The sequence below is a fragment of the Solirubrobacter soli DSM 22325 genome (assembly GCF_000423665.1).
Lineage (GTDB): Bacteria > Actinomycetota > Thermoleophilia > Solirubrobacterales > Solirubrobacteraceae > Solirubrobacter > Solirubrobacter soli.
Genome location: NZ_AUIK01000036.1, coordinates 41,517 through 55,826 on the forward strand (window position 1 = coordinate 41,517; position 14,310 = coordinate 55,826).

At 72.5% G+C, this 14,310-nt stretch carries 12 protein-coding genes; 9 read left to right on the forward strand and 3 right to left on the reverse strand.

Annotation, left to right across the window (positions count from 1 at the left end; translation table 11 throughout):
• The first annotated feature begins 52 nt into the window (after window positions 1-52).
• The 5 genes from G569_RS0127050 to G569_RS51890 are packed head-to-tail and all read left to right on the forward strand — an operon-like array spanning window position 53 to window position 7,692.
• Window positions 53-3,685, forward strand: coding sequence for a nitrate reductase subunit alpha (locus G569_RS0127050; RefSeq protein WP_028065757.1), 3,633 nt, complete (start codon window positions 53-55; stop codon window positions 3,683-3,685).
• Window positions 3,685-5,253 carry a nitrate reductase subunit beta gene (gene narH, locus G569_RS51880; protein ID WP_084285623.1) on the forward strand — a complete coding sequence of 523 codons (1,569 nt, stop codon included), beginning with the start codon at window positions 3,685-3,687 and terminating at the stop codon, window positions 5,251-5,253. Before G569_RS0127050 ends, narH begins: the two co-directional genes overlap by 1 nt.
• Entirely contained in the window at window positions 5,250-5,867 is a 618-nt protein-coding gene (gene narJ, locus G569_RS51885) for a nitrate reductase molybdenum cofactor assembly chaperone (RefSeq protein WP_037499466.1), read from the forward strand. Before narH ends, narJ begins: the two co-directional genes overlap by 4 nt.
• Entirely contained in the window at window positions 5,864-6,559 is a 696-nt protein-coding gene (gene narI / locus G569_RS0127065) for a respiratory nitrate reductase subunit gamma (protein WP_028065758.1), read from the forward strand. Before narJ ends, narI begins: the two co-directional genes overlap by 4 nt.
• Window positions 6,556-7,692 (forward strand): MFS transporter, encoded by a 1,137-nt coding sequence (locus G569_RS51890; protein WP_037499470.1) that lies wholly within the window; start codon window positions 6,556-6,558, stop codon window positions 7,690-7,692. The genes narI and G569_RS51890 overlap by 4 nt, the downstream gene beginning before the upstream one ends.
• Here the strand turns inward: G569_RS51890 and G569_RS64055 are convergent.
• Window positions 7,617-8,156: a hypothetical protein gene (locus tag G569_RS64055; protein WP_169542251.1), complete on the reverse strand. Its 540-nt coding sequence runs from the start codon at window positions 8,154-8,156 to the stop codon at window positions 7,617-7,619. The two genes, G569_RS51890 and G569_RS64055, sit on opposite strands and share 76 nt — an antisense overlap.
• A gap of 10 nt (window positions 8,157-8,166) precedes the next feature.
• Between G569_RS64055 and G569_RS0127080 the strand changes: the two genes are divergently transcribed.
• Window positions 8,167-9,075: a DMT family transporter gene (locus G569_RS0127080; RefSeq protein WP_169542252.1), complete on the forward strand. Its 909-nt coding sequence runs from the start codon at window positions 8,167-8,169 to the stop codon at window positions 9,073-9,075.
• Here the strand turns inward: G569_RS0127080 and G569_RS0127085 are convergent.
• On the reverse strand, window positions 9,026-9,703 hold the full coding sequence (locus G569_RS0127085) for a hypothetical protein (RefSeq protein WP_028065761.1): 678 nt from the start codon (window positions 9,701-9,703) through the stop codon (window positions 9,026-9,028). The two genes, G569_RS0127080 and G569_RS0127085, sit on opposite strands and share 50 nt — an antisense overlap.
• Before the next feature lie 72 nt (window positions 9,704-9,775).
• Window positions 9,776-11,833: an ATP-binding protein gene (locus tag G569_RS51895; RefSeq protein WP_053227037.1), complete on the reverse strand. Its 2,058-nt coding sequence runs from the start codon at window positions 11,831-11,833 to the stop codon at window positions 9,776-9,778.
• A gap of 53 nt (window positions 11,834-11,886) precedes the next feature.
• Here G569_RS51895 and G569_RS0127095 point away from each other — a divergent pair, with 53 nt between their 5' ends.
• Genes G569_RS0127095 through G569_RS51900 form a run of 3 tightly spaced genes read left to right on the forward strand, consistent with a single transcriptional unit; the run spans window position 11,887 to window position 14,221 of the window.
• The gene (locus G569_RS0127095; RefSeq protein ID WP_028065762.1) at window positions 11,887-12,168 is read left to right on the forward strand and encodes a hypothetical protein; all 282 of its coding nucleotides are present in this window, start codon (window positions 11,887-11,889) and stop codon (window positions 12,166-12,168) included.
• Complete coding sequence (locus G569_RS0127100) at window positions 12,165-12,812, forward strand: DUF4386 family protein (RefSeq protein WP_028065763.1); 648 nt, start codon at window positions 12,165-12,167, stop codon at window positions 12,810-12,812. The genes G569_RS0127095 and G569_RS0127100 overlap by 4 nt, the downstream gene beginning before the upstream one ends.
• Complete coding sequence (locus tag G569_RS51900; protein ID WP_037499474.1) at window positions 12,809-14,221, forward strand: MFS transporter; 1,413 nt, start codon at window positions 12,809-12,811, stop codon at window positions 14,219-14,221. The genes G569_RS0127100 and G569_RS51900 overlap by 4 nt, the downstream gene beginning before the upstream one ends.
• The last annotated feature ends 89 nt before the right edge of the window (window positions 14,222-14,310 follow it).

The window sequence follows — 14,310 nt, forward strand, 5'->3', positions numbered from 1 at the left end:
TGCGGTGATAGCTTCGCGGCGCCACCTTCGCAGCGTGGAGAGGAGAGTCTTTGTGGCGTCACCACGGCTGACCGCGGCGCACGAGTTCTTCCGTAAAGGAGAGCCGAGCGCGGAGGGCTGGAGCATGCTGATCGCCCAGCGCCGCGGCTGGGAGTCGGCCTACCGCGACCGCTGGCGGCACGACAAGGTCGTGCGCTCCACCCACGGCGTCAACTGCACCGGCTCGTGCTCGTGGAACGTGTACGTCAAGGACGGGCTGATCACCTGGGAGAGCCAGGCGGTCGACTATCCGCGGACCGATCCCGGGCGGCCGAACCATGAGCCCCGCGGGTGTCCGCGCGGCGCGTCGTTCTCCTGGTACACGTACTCGCCGGTCCGGCTCAAGCACCCGTACGTCCGCGGCAGCCTGATCGAGCGCTGGCGCGCGGCGAAGGCCTCCTCGCCCGACCCGGTCGCGGCGTTCGCGCAGGTCGCGGCCGACGGCTCCCATCGCGGCGAGCGCGGCCGCGGCGGCTTCGTCCGCTGCAGTTGGGAGGAGGCGACGGAGCTGATCGCCGCGGCCACCGTGCACACGATCCGCGAGCACGGCCCCGACCGCGTCGGCGGGTTCACCCCGATCCCCGCGATGTCACCCGTCTCGTTCACCGCCGGAACCCGGTTCCTCTCGCTGATCGGCGGCCACACGACCACCTTCTACGACTGGTACGCGGACCTCCCGCCGGCATCGCCGCAGGTGTTCGGCGACCAGACCGACGTCCCGGAGTCGGCCGACTGGTGGGACGCGAGCTACCTGATCGTGTGGGGGACGAACCTCCCGATCACCCGCACGCCCGACGCCCACTTCATGACCGAGGCGCGCTACCGCGGCCAGAAGGTCGTCGTCGTCTCGCCCGACTACAGCGACCACGTCAAGTTCGCCGACGAGTGGCTGCCGGCGCAGCCCGGGACGGACGCGGCGCTGGCGATGGCCATGGGCCACGTGATGCTCAAGGAGTTCTGGGTCGACCGGCCCGTCGGGCGCTTCGAGGACTACGGCCGGCGCTTCACCGACCTGCCGCTGCTGGTGGCGCTCGAGGAACGCGACGACGGCACGCGGGTGCCGGGACGCTTCGTGATGGCGTCCGACATCGGCGACACGAGCGAGAACGCCGACTGGAAGCCTGTGCTGCTCGACGCCGCCACCGGCGAGCCGGCGGTCCCCAGCGGCTCGGTGGGCTTCCGCTACGGCGAGGAGGGCAAGGGGCGCTGGAACCTGCGGCTCGGCGACCTGGACCCCGTGCTGACGCTGTTCGGCCGCCACGAGGAGACCGTCGAGGTCGCGCTGCCCCGCTTCGACGTCGGCGACAACCCCGGCGGCGCGGTGATGCGCCGCGGCGTGCCGGCGATCCGCGTCGGCGGGCAGCTGGTGACGACCGTCCTCGACCTGATGCTCGCCACCTACGGCGTCGCCCGCGACGGGCTGCCGGGCGAGTGGCCGGAGGACTACGACGACGCGTCCGTGCCATACACGCCCGCGTGGCAGGAGGCGATCACCGGCGTCGACCGCAAGCTGGCCGTGAAGATCGCGCGCGAGTTCGCCCGCAACGCCGAGGTCAGCGGCGGGCGGTCGATGATCTGCATGGGCGCGGGCACCAACCACTGGTTCCACTCCGACGAGACGTACCGCGCGTTCATCGCCTTGCTGCTGCTCGGCGGCTGCGTGGGCATCAACGGCGGCGGCTGGGCGCACTACGTCGGGCAGGAGAAGATCCGCACGTTCGCAGGCTGGCAGCAGCTGGCGTTCGCGCTGGACTGGCGCCGACCTGGCCGGCAGGCCCAGGGCACCTCCTTCTACTACACGCACACCGAGCAGTGGCGGTACGACCGGATGCGCCCCGAGCTCTTCGCTTCGCCGCTCGGCGACGGCCGGTTCGCCGGGATGACGGCGATCGACGCGCACGCGAAGGCCGTGCGGATGGGCTGGATGCCCGCGTACCCGCAGTGGAACCGCAACCCGCTCGACGTCGCCGACGAGGGCGGCGAGGACCCGATCGCGCACGTCGTCGAAGAGCTCAAGGCGGGGAGGCTGCGCTACGCCGTCGAGGACCCGAGCGCGCCGGAGAGCTTCCCGCGCGTGTTCTTCGTCTGGCGCTCGAACCTGCTCGGCTCCTCCGGCAAGGGCCAGGAGTACTTCCTGCGCCATCTGCTCGGCTCGACGCACGACGGGCCGCCGGCCGAGCCGCTGCCCGAGGGCGAGCGGCCGTCGGAGGTGCGCTGGCGCGACGAGATCCCCAACGGCAAGCTCGACCTGCTGGTCAACGTCGACTTCCGCATGACCACGACCGGGCTCTACTCGGACATCGTGCTGCCCGCGGCGACGTGGTATGAGAAGTACGACCTGTCGATGACCGACATGCACCCGTTCGTGCATTCGTTCAACCAGGCCGTGCCGCCGCCGTGGGAGGCGCGCAGCGACTGGGACTGCTTCGGCGGCATCGCCCGCGCGTTCTCCGACCTCGCGCGCGAGCACCTCGGCGTGCGCCGGGACATCGTCTCCGGACCGGTGCAGCACGACACGCCGGGCGAGATCAGCCAGCCTCGCGGCGAGGTGCTCGACTGGCGCGCCGGCGAGTGCGAGGCGGTGCCGGGCAAGACGATGCCGGCACTGGCGGTGGTCGAGCGCGACTACGGCGCGGTCGCCGAGATGTGGGCGTCGCTCGGCCCGCTCGCGGAGGAACTCGGCTCGGTGGTCAAGAGCGCGTCGTTCAAGCCCGATCGCGAGGTGAAGCAGCTCGCCGCGCGCAACGGCGTCGCGCCCAACGGCCGCCCGTCGCTGGAGCGCCCCGAGCACGTCGCGGAGACGATGCTCGCGCTCTCGTGCGTCACGAACGGCCGCCTGTCGGTGGCGGGGTTCAAGTCGCTGGAGGAGCGCTGCGGGGTGCCGCTCGCCGACCTCGCCGAGGTCGCGGAGGAGACCCGCATCACCTTCCAGGACACGCAGGTGCAGCCGCGGCGGGTGATCACGTCGCCCGAGTGGTCGGGGATCGACGAGGAGGGCCGCGCCTACGCGGCGTTCACGATCAACGTCGAGCGCGACAAGCCGTGGCACACGCTGTCCGGCCGCATGCACCTCTACGTGGACCACGCGTGGATGCGCGAGCTCGGCGAGAGCCTGCCCGCCTTCCGCCCGCCGGTCGACCACCGGTTGATGCTCGCGGGCGCTCGGCCGGTCCCCAACGACGGCGTCCCGGAGGTGACGCTGCGATACCTCACACCGCACTCGAAGTGGTCGATCCACTCCGAGTACCAGGACAACCTGCACATGCTGACGCTGTTCCGCGGCGGCTCGGGCCTGTGGCTGAGCCCGCAGGACGCCGCCACGATCGGCGTGGCGGACAACGACTGGGTCGAGGCCCACAACCGCAACGGCATCGTCGTCACACGCGCGGTGGTCTCCCACCGCGTCCCGGAGGGCGTGTGCCTGATGTACCACTCCAAGGACCGCCAGATCGGCACGCCGCGATCGCAGATCGACGGCCGCCGCGGCGGCACCGAGAACGCGCTCACCACGATCGCGATGAAGCCGACGCACATGATCGGCGGCTACGCGCAGCTCTCGTGGGGACCGAATTACTACGGGCCGACCGGCTCCAACCGCGACTCGGTGACGATCGTCCGCCGCCGCAGCCAGGAGGTGAGGTACTAGTGCTCGTCAAGGCGCAGGTGGCGATGGTCATGAACCTCGACAAGTGCATCGGCTGCCACACCTGCTCGGTCACCTGCAAGCAGGTCTGGACGAACCGGCCGGGCACCGAGTACGTCTGGTTCAACAACGTCGAGACCGCCCCCGGGCAGGGCTATCCGCGCCAGTGGGCCGATCAGGCGCGCTGGAAGGGCGGCTGGATGCTGGACCGCAAGGGCCGGCTCAAGCTCCGCGCGGGCGGGCAGGTGAAGAAGCTGCTGACGATCTTCTCCAACCCCGATCTGCCCGCGATCGACGACTACTACGAGCCCTTCACGTACGACTACGAGACGCTCGTCGACGCGCCGCTCGGCGACTTGGACCCGGTCGCCCGCCCGCACTCGCAGCTCACGGGCAGGCCGATGGACGTCAAGTGGGGCCCGAACTGGGACGAAGGGCTGGCCGGCGGGCAGGAGTCCGCGCCGCTGGACCCCCACATCCGCGCCATGCAGGAGGAGGTCCGCCTGACCTACGAGCAGGCGTTCATGTTCTTCCTGCCGCGGATCTGCGAGCACTGCCTGAACCCGTCGTGCGTGGCCAGCTGCCCGTCGGGCGCGATGTACAAGCGCGACGAGGACGGCATCGTGCTCGTCGACCAGAACAAGTGCCGCGGCTGGCGCTACTGCGTCTCCGGCTGCCCGTACAAGAAGGTCTACTTCAACCACCGCACCGGCAAGGCCGAGAAGTGCACGCTCTGCTATCCGCGGATCGAGAACGGCCAGCCGACGATCTGCTCGGAGACCTGCGTCGGGCGCATCCGCTACCTCGGCCTCGTGCTCTATGACGCCGACCGGGTGCAGGCCGCCGCGTCGGTGCCGGACGAGCGCGACCTGCTGGCCGCCCAGCGCGACGTGTTCCTCGACCCCGAGAACCCGGAGGTCCGCGAGGCCGCGCGCCGTGAGGGCATCCCCGAGGACTGGCTCGACGCCGCGCGGCGCTCGCCGGTGTACGACCTCGCGATCCGCTGGGGCGTGGCGCTGCCGCTGCATCCGGAGTTCCGGACGCTGCCGATGGTCTGGTACGTGCCGCCGCTCTCCCCCGTCGTCTCGACCCTGGAGACCGACGGCTACGAGGCCGATCCCGACGACGTCTTCGGCGCGATCGATCACCTCCGCATCCCGCTCGAGTACCTGGCGAACCTGCTGACCGCGGGTGACACGGAGGCGATCCGGTTCGTCCTGCACCGGCTCGCCGCCATGCGGGCGTACATGCGCAAGCTCGAGGTGCTCGGGTCCTCCGACGAGGAGCTGCCCGCTCGGGTGGGCCTGAACGCGGTCGAATTGCGGCGCATGTACCGGCTGCTGGCGATCGCCAACTACGAGGACCGCTACGTGATCCCGCTCGCGCACGCCGAGCTCGGCGAGCGCCTGATGCAGGAGCAGGGCAGCTGCGGGCTGGACTTCGCGGGCGGCCCGGGCAACTGCGGCGCGGTCGATCCGCGCCCCGACACGTCCTCGCCGCACGTCCCCTACGACGGCGAGCGCTTCCACCTGATCGACATCCTCCAGCGCGAGGAGCGGCCGGGGCCATGAGACGTCGCGAAGCGCCGGCCCCCTGGGCCCTGCTGTCGTTCCTGCTGCGCTATCCGGACGAGGACGTGGCCGCCGCGCGGGAGGAGCTCGAGGCGGAGGTCGCGCAGCTGCCGTCAGGCGAGGTGCGCGCCGCGCTCCAGCGCTTCCTCGCGGACTGGACCGCCGACCCGGCGCACTTCGTCGAGACGTTCGACCTGCGCCGGCGCGCGAGCCTGCACCTGACCTACTACGCGCACGGCGACACGCGCGAGCGGGGGATGGCGCTGCTGCGGCTGCGCAAGCTCTACCGCGTCGCCGGGCTCCCGATGGAGTCGGCCGAGCTGCCCGACCACCTCACGGTGATGCTCGCGTTCGCGGCGCTCGCCCCGCCGGGCCACGGCGAGGCGCTGCTCGCCGAGCACCGGCCCGCGATCGAGCTGCTGCGGTTGTCGCTGCACGACCTCGGCAGCCCGTACGGCCACCTGCTGGACGCGGTCGCCGCGTGCCTGCCGGCGCTGAGCGTGTCCGAGCGCTCAGAGGTCGCGCGACTCGCCCACGACGGTCCCCCCGACGAAGCGGTCGGTCTCGAGCCCTACGGGCCGCCCGAAGCGATGCCGATCGGAGCCCGCCCATGACCGCCGGCGAAGTCCTGCTGTGGGTCATCTTCCCGTACGTCGCCGTCACCACGTTCGTCGTCGGCACCTGGTGGCGCTACCGCGCCGACCAGTTCGGGTGGACCAGCGGGTCGACCCAGATCTTCGAGCAGCGGATCCTCGGCTGGGCCGGGCCCGCCTTCCACTACGGCGCCATCGCGGCGATCGGCGGCCACGTGATCGGCCTGATGATCCCGAAGTCGTTCACCGAGGCGATCGGGATGTCGGAGCGCACGTACCGCTGGTTCTCCGCGATCGCGGGCGCGGTCGCGGGCGCCGTCTGCGTGGTCGGGTTCGTCGGCCTCGTCTACCGGCGCATCACCAACGTCCGCGTGCGCCGGACCACCTCGCGCACCGACCTGCTCGTCTACCTGCTGCTGGTGATCCTGATCGGGCTCGGCTGCTGGATGACGTTCGCGCACAACCTGATCACCTCGTCGCCGTACGACTACCGCGACTCGATCTCGGAGTGGTGGCGCTCGCTGTTCATCCTGCAGCCCGACGTCGCCGCGGCCGCCGGGGCCAACACCGTGTACCAGGTCCACGCGATCATCGCGTGGGCGTTCTGGGCGCTGTTCCCGTTCAGCCGGCTCGTGCACGTCTGGAGCATCCCGCTCCAATATCTGGGCCGCCCGTACATCCTCTACCGGCGGCGCTACGCGCAGCACCGGTGACCGGCAACACGCGGCAGCTCACGCTCGCGCTGGTCGCCTTCACGGTGACCTTCTACGGGTGGGCGCTGCTCGGGCCGCTCGGCCCGGACCTGCAGGACGACCTCGGCCTCACCGACGTGCAGCTCTCGATCGCCGTCGCCGTGCCGGTGCTGCTCGGCTCGCTGATGCGCATCCCGATGGGCGTGCTGAGCGAGCGCTTCGGCGGGCGACGCGTCTTCACGTGGCTGCTCGTCTACACGATTCTCCCGCTGGTCGCGCTCGGCTTCGTGCACGACTCGTTCGGGGCGATCATCGCGCTCGGCTTCCTGCTCGGGTTCGCGGGCGCGTCGTTCGCGATCGGCGTGCCGTTCGTCAACCGCTGGTACCCGCCCGAGCGCCAGGGCGCGGCACTGGGGATCTACGGCGCGGGCATGGGCGGCACCGTGCTCGCCGGGCTCACCGCGCCGCGCCTGGGCAGCGTCTCCGCGGCCTTCTTCCTCGCCGCCGGACTGGTCGCGATCGTGCTCGTGATCTGGGTGCTGTTCGCGCGCGACGCGCCCGGGCCGCCGAGCAACGCGTCGATGCGCGACCCGATCGCCGTGCTCGGCACCGGCGTCAGGGCGTGGGCGCTCGTCCTGTTCTACTTCCTCGCGTTCGGCGGCTTCGTCGCGATGTACCTGTACCTGCCGAAGCTGCTGACCGGGGTCCACGACCTCACGAAGACCGACGCGGGAGCGCGGGCGGCGGGCTTCGCCCTGCTCGCGGTGATCGGCCGCCCGCTCGGCGGTGTGCTTTCGGACCGGATCGGCGCCGAACGTGTGCTGCGCGTCTGCTTCGTCGGCGTCCTCGTGCTCGCCCTCGGCCTCGCCGCCGGCTACAAGTCGATCGTGCCGCTGACGATCTGCTGTCTCGTCATGGCGGCCGGCCTCGGCCTCGGGATGGGCGCCGTGTTCAAGCTCGTCCCGGTCTGGTACCCGGAGAACGTCGGTGCCGTCACCGGCGTCGTCGGCGCCGCCGGCGGGCTCGGCGGGTTCTTCCCACCGCTCGTCATGGGCTTCGTGAAGTCCGCCACCGGCGGCTACGCGCTCGGCTTCATCCTGCTCGCGCTCGTCGCGCTCGCCTGCCTGGTCATGCTCACCAGGCTCCGGGCCTGAGCGCGCAACGCCTCGCGGTTGCGCTCCTCGAGACCCGGGCGGGGCGTGACCGCCGCCGCGAGGCGCAGGAACCGGGTGAGCGCCCGCTCGGCGTGGAGGACCGGCTCGTACAAGCGCAGGTTCACCCATTCTGCGGGCTGCCACACGCAGACGCCGATGCAGAGTTGGGGCAGGTCCACGTTGCCGCAGCGGTCGCACCACCAGCCGACAACGACGTCCGGCTCGGGGAGCGCGTCCGCGACGACCGCGTCCCGTGCCTGTGCGCGCAGCATGTCGAACGGCTCGTCCGACTCCGCGAATCGCTCGACAAGCGCGATCCGCTCGCACACGACCTCGGCGAGGGCATCGAACTCCGCCGCCGCGACCAGCGGCAGCTTGTGCTCGGTGCACACGTCGCACTGCTCCTGCCGCCCCATCCCACCGCAGCCGATGCAGGTCAGGACGGTCACGCGGTCAGGCGTCATGCTCCCCAGCGTGGCGGATATCACCGCGACCCGCACGGGACGACTCAGCGCACTGACGCTCGGCGTGCTCGCCGTGGCGGGGCTGGTGGCCGCGTTCTCGCTCAGCTCGACGCTGGTCAAGCGCGCCGAGACGCCGGGAGTGCTGGTCGCGTTCTGGCGGATGCTCGCGGTCAGCGTGCTGTGGAACGCGCTGCTGTGGGGCACGGGCCGGGGGCGGGTGACGTTGGCCGACGTCCGTCAGGTGTGGCTCCCGGGCGTGTTCTTCGGCCTCAACCTCGCGGTGTTCTTCGCGGGCGCGACGCACAACAGCGTCGCCAACGCGGCGCTGATCGGGGCGCTCGCGCCCTTCCTGATCGTGCCTGTCGGCGCGTGGCGGTTCGGCGAGCACATCAGCCCGCGGGCGATCGGCTTCGCGGTGCTCGCGTTCGGCGGTGTCGTGCTGGTGCTGCTGTCGGCGCCCGCGGGCGGGGACGCGTCGCGCGAGGGCAACGTGTTCGGCGTGATCGCGATGCTGCTGCTGGTCGCCTACGTCACGTCGACGAAGCAGTTCCGAGGCGAGATGGACGTGACGCGGTTCATGGCGACGATCTGCCCGATCGCCGCGCTCGCGGTCCTGCCGATCGCGATCGCCCACGGGGGCGTGTTCGAGCTGTCCGCGAACGGGTGGCTGTTCACCGCGATCCTGACCTTGACCAGCGGGATCACCGCGCAGGCCCTGCTGGTCTATGCGCAGAAGTCGATCCAGATCGGCACGATCGGCATCGCCCAGCAGTTGCAGCCCGCGCTGGCGGTCGTGTGGTCGTTCCTGCTGCTCGGCGAGGTCATCAACGCACGCCAGGCGCTCGGCATCGCGGTCGTCGTCGCCGGGCTCACGGCGTTCGTGATCGTGCACGATCGGTCCGGTCGCGATCGCCGATGAAGTGCGACGCGTCGGCCATCCGCGCATCGGCTTCCTCGTAGCGGCCGAGCGCGTCGAGCGCGAACACCTCGACCGGCGCGTCGCCCGCGCTCGCCCGCAGCACCGCTTCGAGCCGCTCGCGGTCGCCGTCCAGCGCGGCGAGCAGGACGTCGCCGAGCCGTTCCTGCTCGCCGCCGCCGGCGGCGCGGTGGAAGTCGGCCGCGCGCTGGAGCGCCTCGCGCGCCTCCTGGTCGCGGCCGAGCGCCCGCAGCACCCGCCCGAGGTGGACGCGGCCGAGCGCCGCGAGCCGGACGTCGCCGGTCGCCTCGGCCTTGCCGATCCCGAGCGCGAGGGTCGCCGCGCCCGCCTCGTAGTCGCCCGCCTGGCACTGGGCGCGCCCGAGGCTCGTGGTCTGGTAGGCCTCGGTCTGGAGGAACCCGAGCCGGCCGGAGGTCTCGGCCGCGCGGGCGATGTGCGCGACCGCGGCGTCGAAACGGCGCTCGAGCCGCGCCAGCTCCCCGAGCATCGCCTCGCGGCGGGCGTGCAGCCAGGGGTCGTCGACGACATGCAGCCAGCGGTCGACCTGCTCGCGTGCCGCGTGCGCGCGCTCGATGTCACCCGCCGAGATCGCCGCGCGCGACGCGAACATGGCGTTCGCCGCCTGGTCCCACGGGTCCGCGAGCCGCTCGGCCGCGCGTGCGGTGAGCCGCAGCGCGTGCTCCTAGTCGCCGTGGTGGGAGACGACGTAGGCGAGGTAGTAGTCGCTGCGCGGGTCGTCGGCGAGCGCGTCGGCCTGCTCGATGTGCCGCCGGGCGGGCTCGAGGTCGCCGGCGGAGGCCTCGATCCACGACGCGAGCAGGAGCGCGGCCGCCCGGTCCGCGGCGGGCGCGGCTCGCGCGCACGCCAGCGCACTCAATAGCCGTTGCGCGCCGCGATGGTCGCCGAGCACGATCCAGGCCCAGCCGAACCCGGTTGCGATCGCCAGCGCGCGCTGCGGGTCGTTCGCCGCGCTCCATGCCAGCGCGGCGTCGATGTTGGTGCGCTCGATCCGGACGAAGTCCAGGTACTCGGCCTGGCCGGCACCGCGGACGCCGGCGGTGGACGCCGCGGCGCGCGTGGCGAACCACGCCGCGTTCGCGTCCAGCCCCTGCCCGGAGGACTCCTCCAGCGCGAACGCGCGGACGCTGTCGAGCAGCCGGAAGCGGTCGCCGTCGACGATCACGAGCGAGCGCGCAGCGAGGCGGCCCATGACGTCGATCGTCGCGGGCACGCCGAGCGCCGCCAGGACCGCCTCCACCGCGGGGAGGGACGCGCCGCCGGCGAACGTGGCCAGCGCCCACAGCCCGCGCTTGTCGTCCGGGAACAGCAGCTCGTAGCTCCAGCCGATCGTCGCCCGCAGCGCACGCCGGCGCTCGGGCTTGCGGCTCGCCGGGTCGCTCAACACGCTGAAGCGATCGTCGAGGCGGCGGGCGATCTCGTCGACCGACAACGTGCGCGTGCGCGCGGCGGCGAGCTCGATCGCGAGCGGCAGCCCGTCCAGCGCGCGGCACAGGTCGGTGGGGTCCTCGCCCGCGCGCGGCGCGCGGCGGGTGAACAGGCGCACGGCGTCCTCGACGCCGAGCGGCGCGAGCTCGAGCGCGGCCTCACCGTCGATGTCGAGCGCGACCTGGCTGGTGGCGAGCACCCGCAGCGACGGGACCGCGTCGAGCAGCCGCACGATCAAGTCCGCCGCGGCATCGCGCACGTGCTCGCAGTTGTCGAGGATCAGCAGCGTCCGCGACGCCCGCAACCGTTCGAGCAGCGCGGCCTCGCCGCCGGTCACGTTCAGCGCCGCGATCACGGCGTCGAGCACCTCGTCGGCGGTCGTCGCGCCTTCCAGGCGTGCGAGCCAGACGCTCCCCGGACGCAGCCGGCCCGCGGCGATCGCCAGCGCGGTCTTGCCGATGCCACCCGTGCCGAGGAGCACGACCAGGCGCTGCGCGTCGAGCAGCGCCTGCACTGTCGCCAGGTCCCCGTCGCGGCCGATCAGCTCGACCTGCAGCGACGGCAGATTGCCCGCCGGCGCGGCCCGCAGCAGCGGGTCCTGCTCCAGCACCTGGCGCTCGAGCTCGCGCAACCGCGGGCCCGGGTCGAGGCCCAGGTCGTCGGCGAGACGCACCCGCACGCGCTGATACGCCGCGAGCGCGTCGGCCTGGCGACCCGCGCGGTACAGCGCGGTGATGAGCAGCTCCCAGAGGCGCTCCTGGTAGGGCGCGGTCGCGACCGCCGCCTCGAGCTCCGCGATGACCGGCTCGCTCAGCCGCAGCCGCGCCGCGAAGTGCGTCTCGAGCAGCCGCGCCCGCGCCTCCTCGAGCTCCACCCGCCACGGTGCGGCCCAATCACCCGCCCCGGGGAGGAGATCCGCGCCGAAGCCGTCGAGCGCGGCGACGCTCAACGCGCGCGCCCCGTGCTCGTCCCCCGCCTCGAGGCGCCGCGCCGCCGCCGCGGCCGTGCTCAGCACGCGCAGCGCGTCGACCTGCGCGGGGTCGACCGCGAGCCGGTAGGCGCCCTCGATCGCTCCGGGGATCGCGCGGCGCAGCCGCGCGACCTTCGCCTGCAGCGTGTTGCGTTGCGTCGGCGCGCCGGCCCACAGGTCGTCGAGCAGCCGGTCCGCGCCCACCGTGCGCCCGGCGTCGAGCGCGAGCCGGACGAGCAGCTCGGCCGTCTTGCCGCCGGGGATCGTGACCGGCACGCCGTCGCGCCGGACCTCGACCGGCCCCATCACGGAGACCTCGATCACCGGGCGAGTCTACGTGTCAGCCAAGTGTCAGCCCTGGTCGCGAAGGTCGCGCCATGCACCTGTTCGGAGAGCTCGCCGTGGACCTCGCCGCGGCGCGCGAGAGCCGTGACCCGGCCTTGCTGGTGGCCGCCGCGCTGAGCGCGCCCGACGCCGACGCGCTGCTCGCCCGCGCGAGCGCGCTGGCGACGTCGGAGCGCGACCGCCAGCTCGTCGCCATCGCCGCGGCACACCTGCGCGGGGAGCGCGACCTGGTCGACGCCCTCGCCCGCGACCACCTCGTCGACTACCCGGACAGCGTGCTCGCCGCCTGGATCGCCCACAAGGAGCAACCATGAACCGCAGGCTCACGGCCGCATTGCTGATCGTCGCGGCGGTGCTCGCGAACGTCGCGTTCACCGCGCTCGGCTCGGTCTTCAACTACCCCGACGTGCTCGACGAGCCCGCCGGCGACGTGCTCGCCTCCTTCCGCGAGCACCAGGGCGCCGTCAGCGCCTGGTTCACCGTGCTGGCGCTGTCCGCCGCGCTGCTGGCACCGATCGCGATCGGCGTCGGCCGGCTCACGGAGCGGCGGCCGATGCGCCTCGCGGTGTGGGTCGGCATCGCGGCCGCGATCGTGCAGGTGATCGGGCTCGCGCGCTGGCCGATCCTCGTCCCCGGCTTCGCGGCCGACGACGACCGCGGCGCGTTCGACACCGCGAGTGACATCCTCGGCACCGCGCTCGGCGAGACCGTCGGCTACTTCCTCACCGCGCTCTGGACGGCGCTCGTGATCGCCGCGCTCGGCCGCGCGTTCGCGGGCCGCTGGTTCTCATGGCTCGGCGGTGCCGCGGCAGCGCTCGTGTTCACGGGCGTGTTCGCGCCGACCGGGGTCGAGCTCTTCGACCAGGCGAACTTCGTCGGATACGTCCTCTACAGCCTGTGGCTGATCGCGTTCGGGGTCGTGCTGGCGGTGCGCAAGCCCGTGGCGGTGACGCCGTGAGGTGGGTCGCGCTCGGCGTGCTGTGCACCAGCCTGCTGGTGATCGTCGTCGACAACACGATCGTCAACGTGGCGCTGCCGACGCTCGTGCGCGAGCTCGACGCCGGCACCACCGAGCTGCAGTGGGTGGTCGACGCCTACACGCTCGTCTTCGCGGGGCTGCTGTTGCTCGCGGGTGCGCTCGGCGATCGCTTCGGCCGCCGACGCACGCTGCTCGCCGGGCTGCTCGTGTTCGCGGTCGCCTCGACCGCGGCCGCGTGGGCGGGAAGCGTCGAGGAGCTGATCGCGTGGCGCGCGGTGATGGGTGCCGGAGCGGCGTTCATCATGCCGGCGACGCTCTCGCTGATCGTCACCGTCTTCGAGGACGAGCGCGAGCGCGCGACCGCCGTCGGCCTCTGGGCGGCCACGGCCGGCCTCGGCGTCGCGCTCGGCCCGACCTTGGGCGGCCTCCTGCTCGACCACTTCTGGTGGGGCTCGATCTTCATCGTCAACGTCCCGCTGTGCGTGCTGGCGATCGGCCTCGGCGCGGTCGTCGTGCCCAACTCGCACGACCCGGCGGCGCCGCGGCTCGACTGGGCCGGCGCGACGCTGTCCGGCGTGGGGTTGATCGCGCTCGTGTGGGCCGTGATCGAGGCGCCGTCGAAGGGCTGGACGTCACCCGCCGTCCTGGCGGCGTTCGCCGTGGCCGCGAGCGCCCTCGGTCTGTTCGTGCGCCAGCAGCGCGCGACGGCGGCCCCGCTGCTGGACCTGCGGCTCTTCCGCGACCCGCGCTTCAGCGCCGCCAGCGCGACGGTGATGGTCCTCTTCTTCGCCCTCTTCGGCTTCCTGTTCCTCGCGACCCAGTACCTGCAGTTCGTGCTCGGCTTCTCGCCCGCCGAGGCCGGCGTGCGCATCCTGCCCTACGCGGGCGCGATGATCGTCGCGGCGGCGAGCTCGGCGAAGCTCGTCGAGCGCTTCGGGACCAGGCGGATCGCGACGCTCGGCATGGTGCTGTTCGCGGCGGGCCTGACCGTGGCGGCGACCGTCACCCTCGACACCGGCTACGAGCGCCTGGCGATCGCCTTCGTCCTGATGGGCCTCGGCATGGGCTGCGCGGGCGCACCCGCCACCGAGTCGATCATGCGCTCGCTCCCTCCCGCCCGCGCGAACGTCGGCTCCGCGGTCAACGACACGACCCGCGAGCTCGGCGGCGCGCTGGGCGTCGCCGTCGTCGGCAGCATCATGTCCTCGCTCTACGGCAAGGACCTGCCGACGCTCGGCGCCGCCGTCGAGCTCGGCGGCGATGTGAGTCAGGCCGCGCAGGCCGCGTTCGTGGACGCGATGTCGACGTCGGCGATCTTCGTCGCCGCGATCGCCGCCATCGGGGCCGCGCTGGCCTGGCGGCACCTGCCCGGAATGAGTCGTGAATGATCAACATTCCACGTTCATTCGCAGAGGTTTGAGGCATGGCCGGCGAGTCGACCGACTCGGGCGTCACCGGCAGCGTCGCCGCCGAAACG

Bases quoted from the DNA above. Each gene is read 5' to 3' on its own strand.
- narJ (WP_037499466.1), top strand. From the start codon at position 5,250: ATGAGACGTCGCGAAGCGCCGGCCCCCTGGGCCCTGCTGTCGTTCCTG.
- narI (WP_028065758.1), top strand. From the start codon at position 5,864: ATGACCGCCGGCGAAGTCCTGCTGTGGGTCATCTTCCCGTACGTCGCC.
- G569_RS64055 (WP_169542251.1), bottom strand. From the start codon at position 8,156: ATGACGCCTGACCGCGTGACCGTCCTGACCTGCATCGGCTGCGGTGGG.
- G569_RS0127085 (WP_028065761.1), bottom strand. From the start codon at position 9,703: ATGTTCGCGTCGCGCGCGGCGATCTCGGCGGGTGACATCGAGCGCGCG.
- G569_RS0127095 (WP_028065762.1), top strand. From the start codon at position 11,887: ATGCACCTGTTCGGAGAGCTCGCCGTGGACCTCGCCGCGGCGCGCGAG.
- G569_RS0127100 (WP_028065763.1), top strand. From the start codon at position 12,165: ATGAACCGCAGGCTCACGGCCGCATTGCTGATCGTCGCGGCGGTGCTC.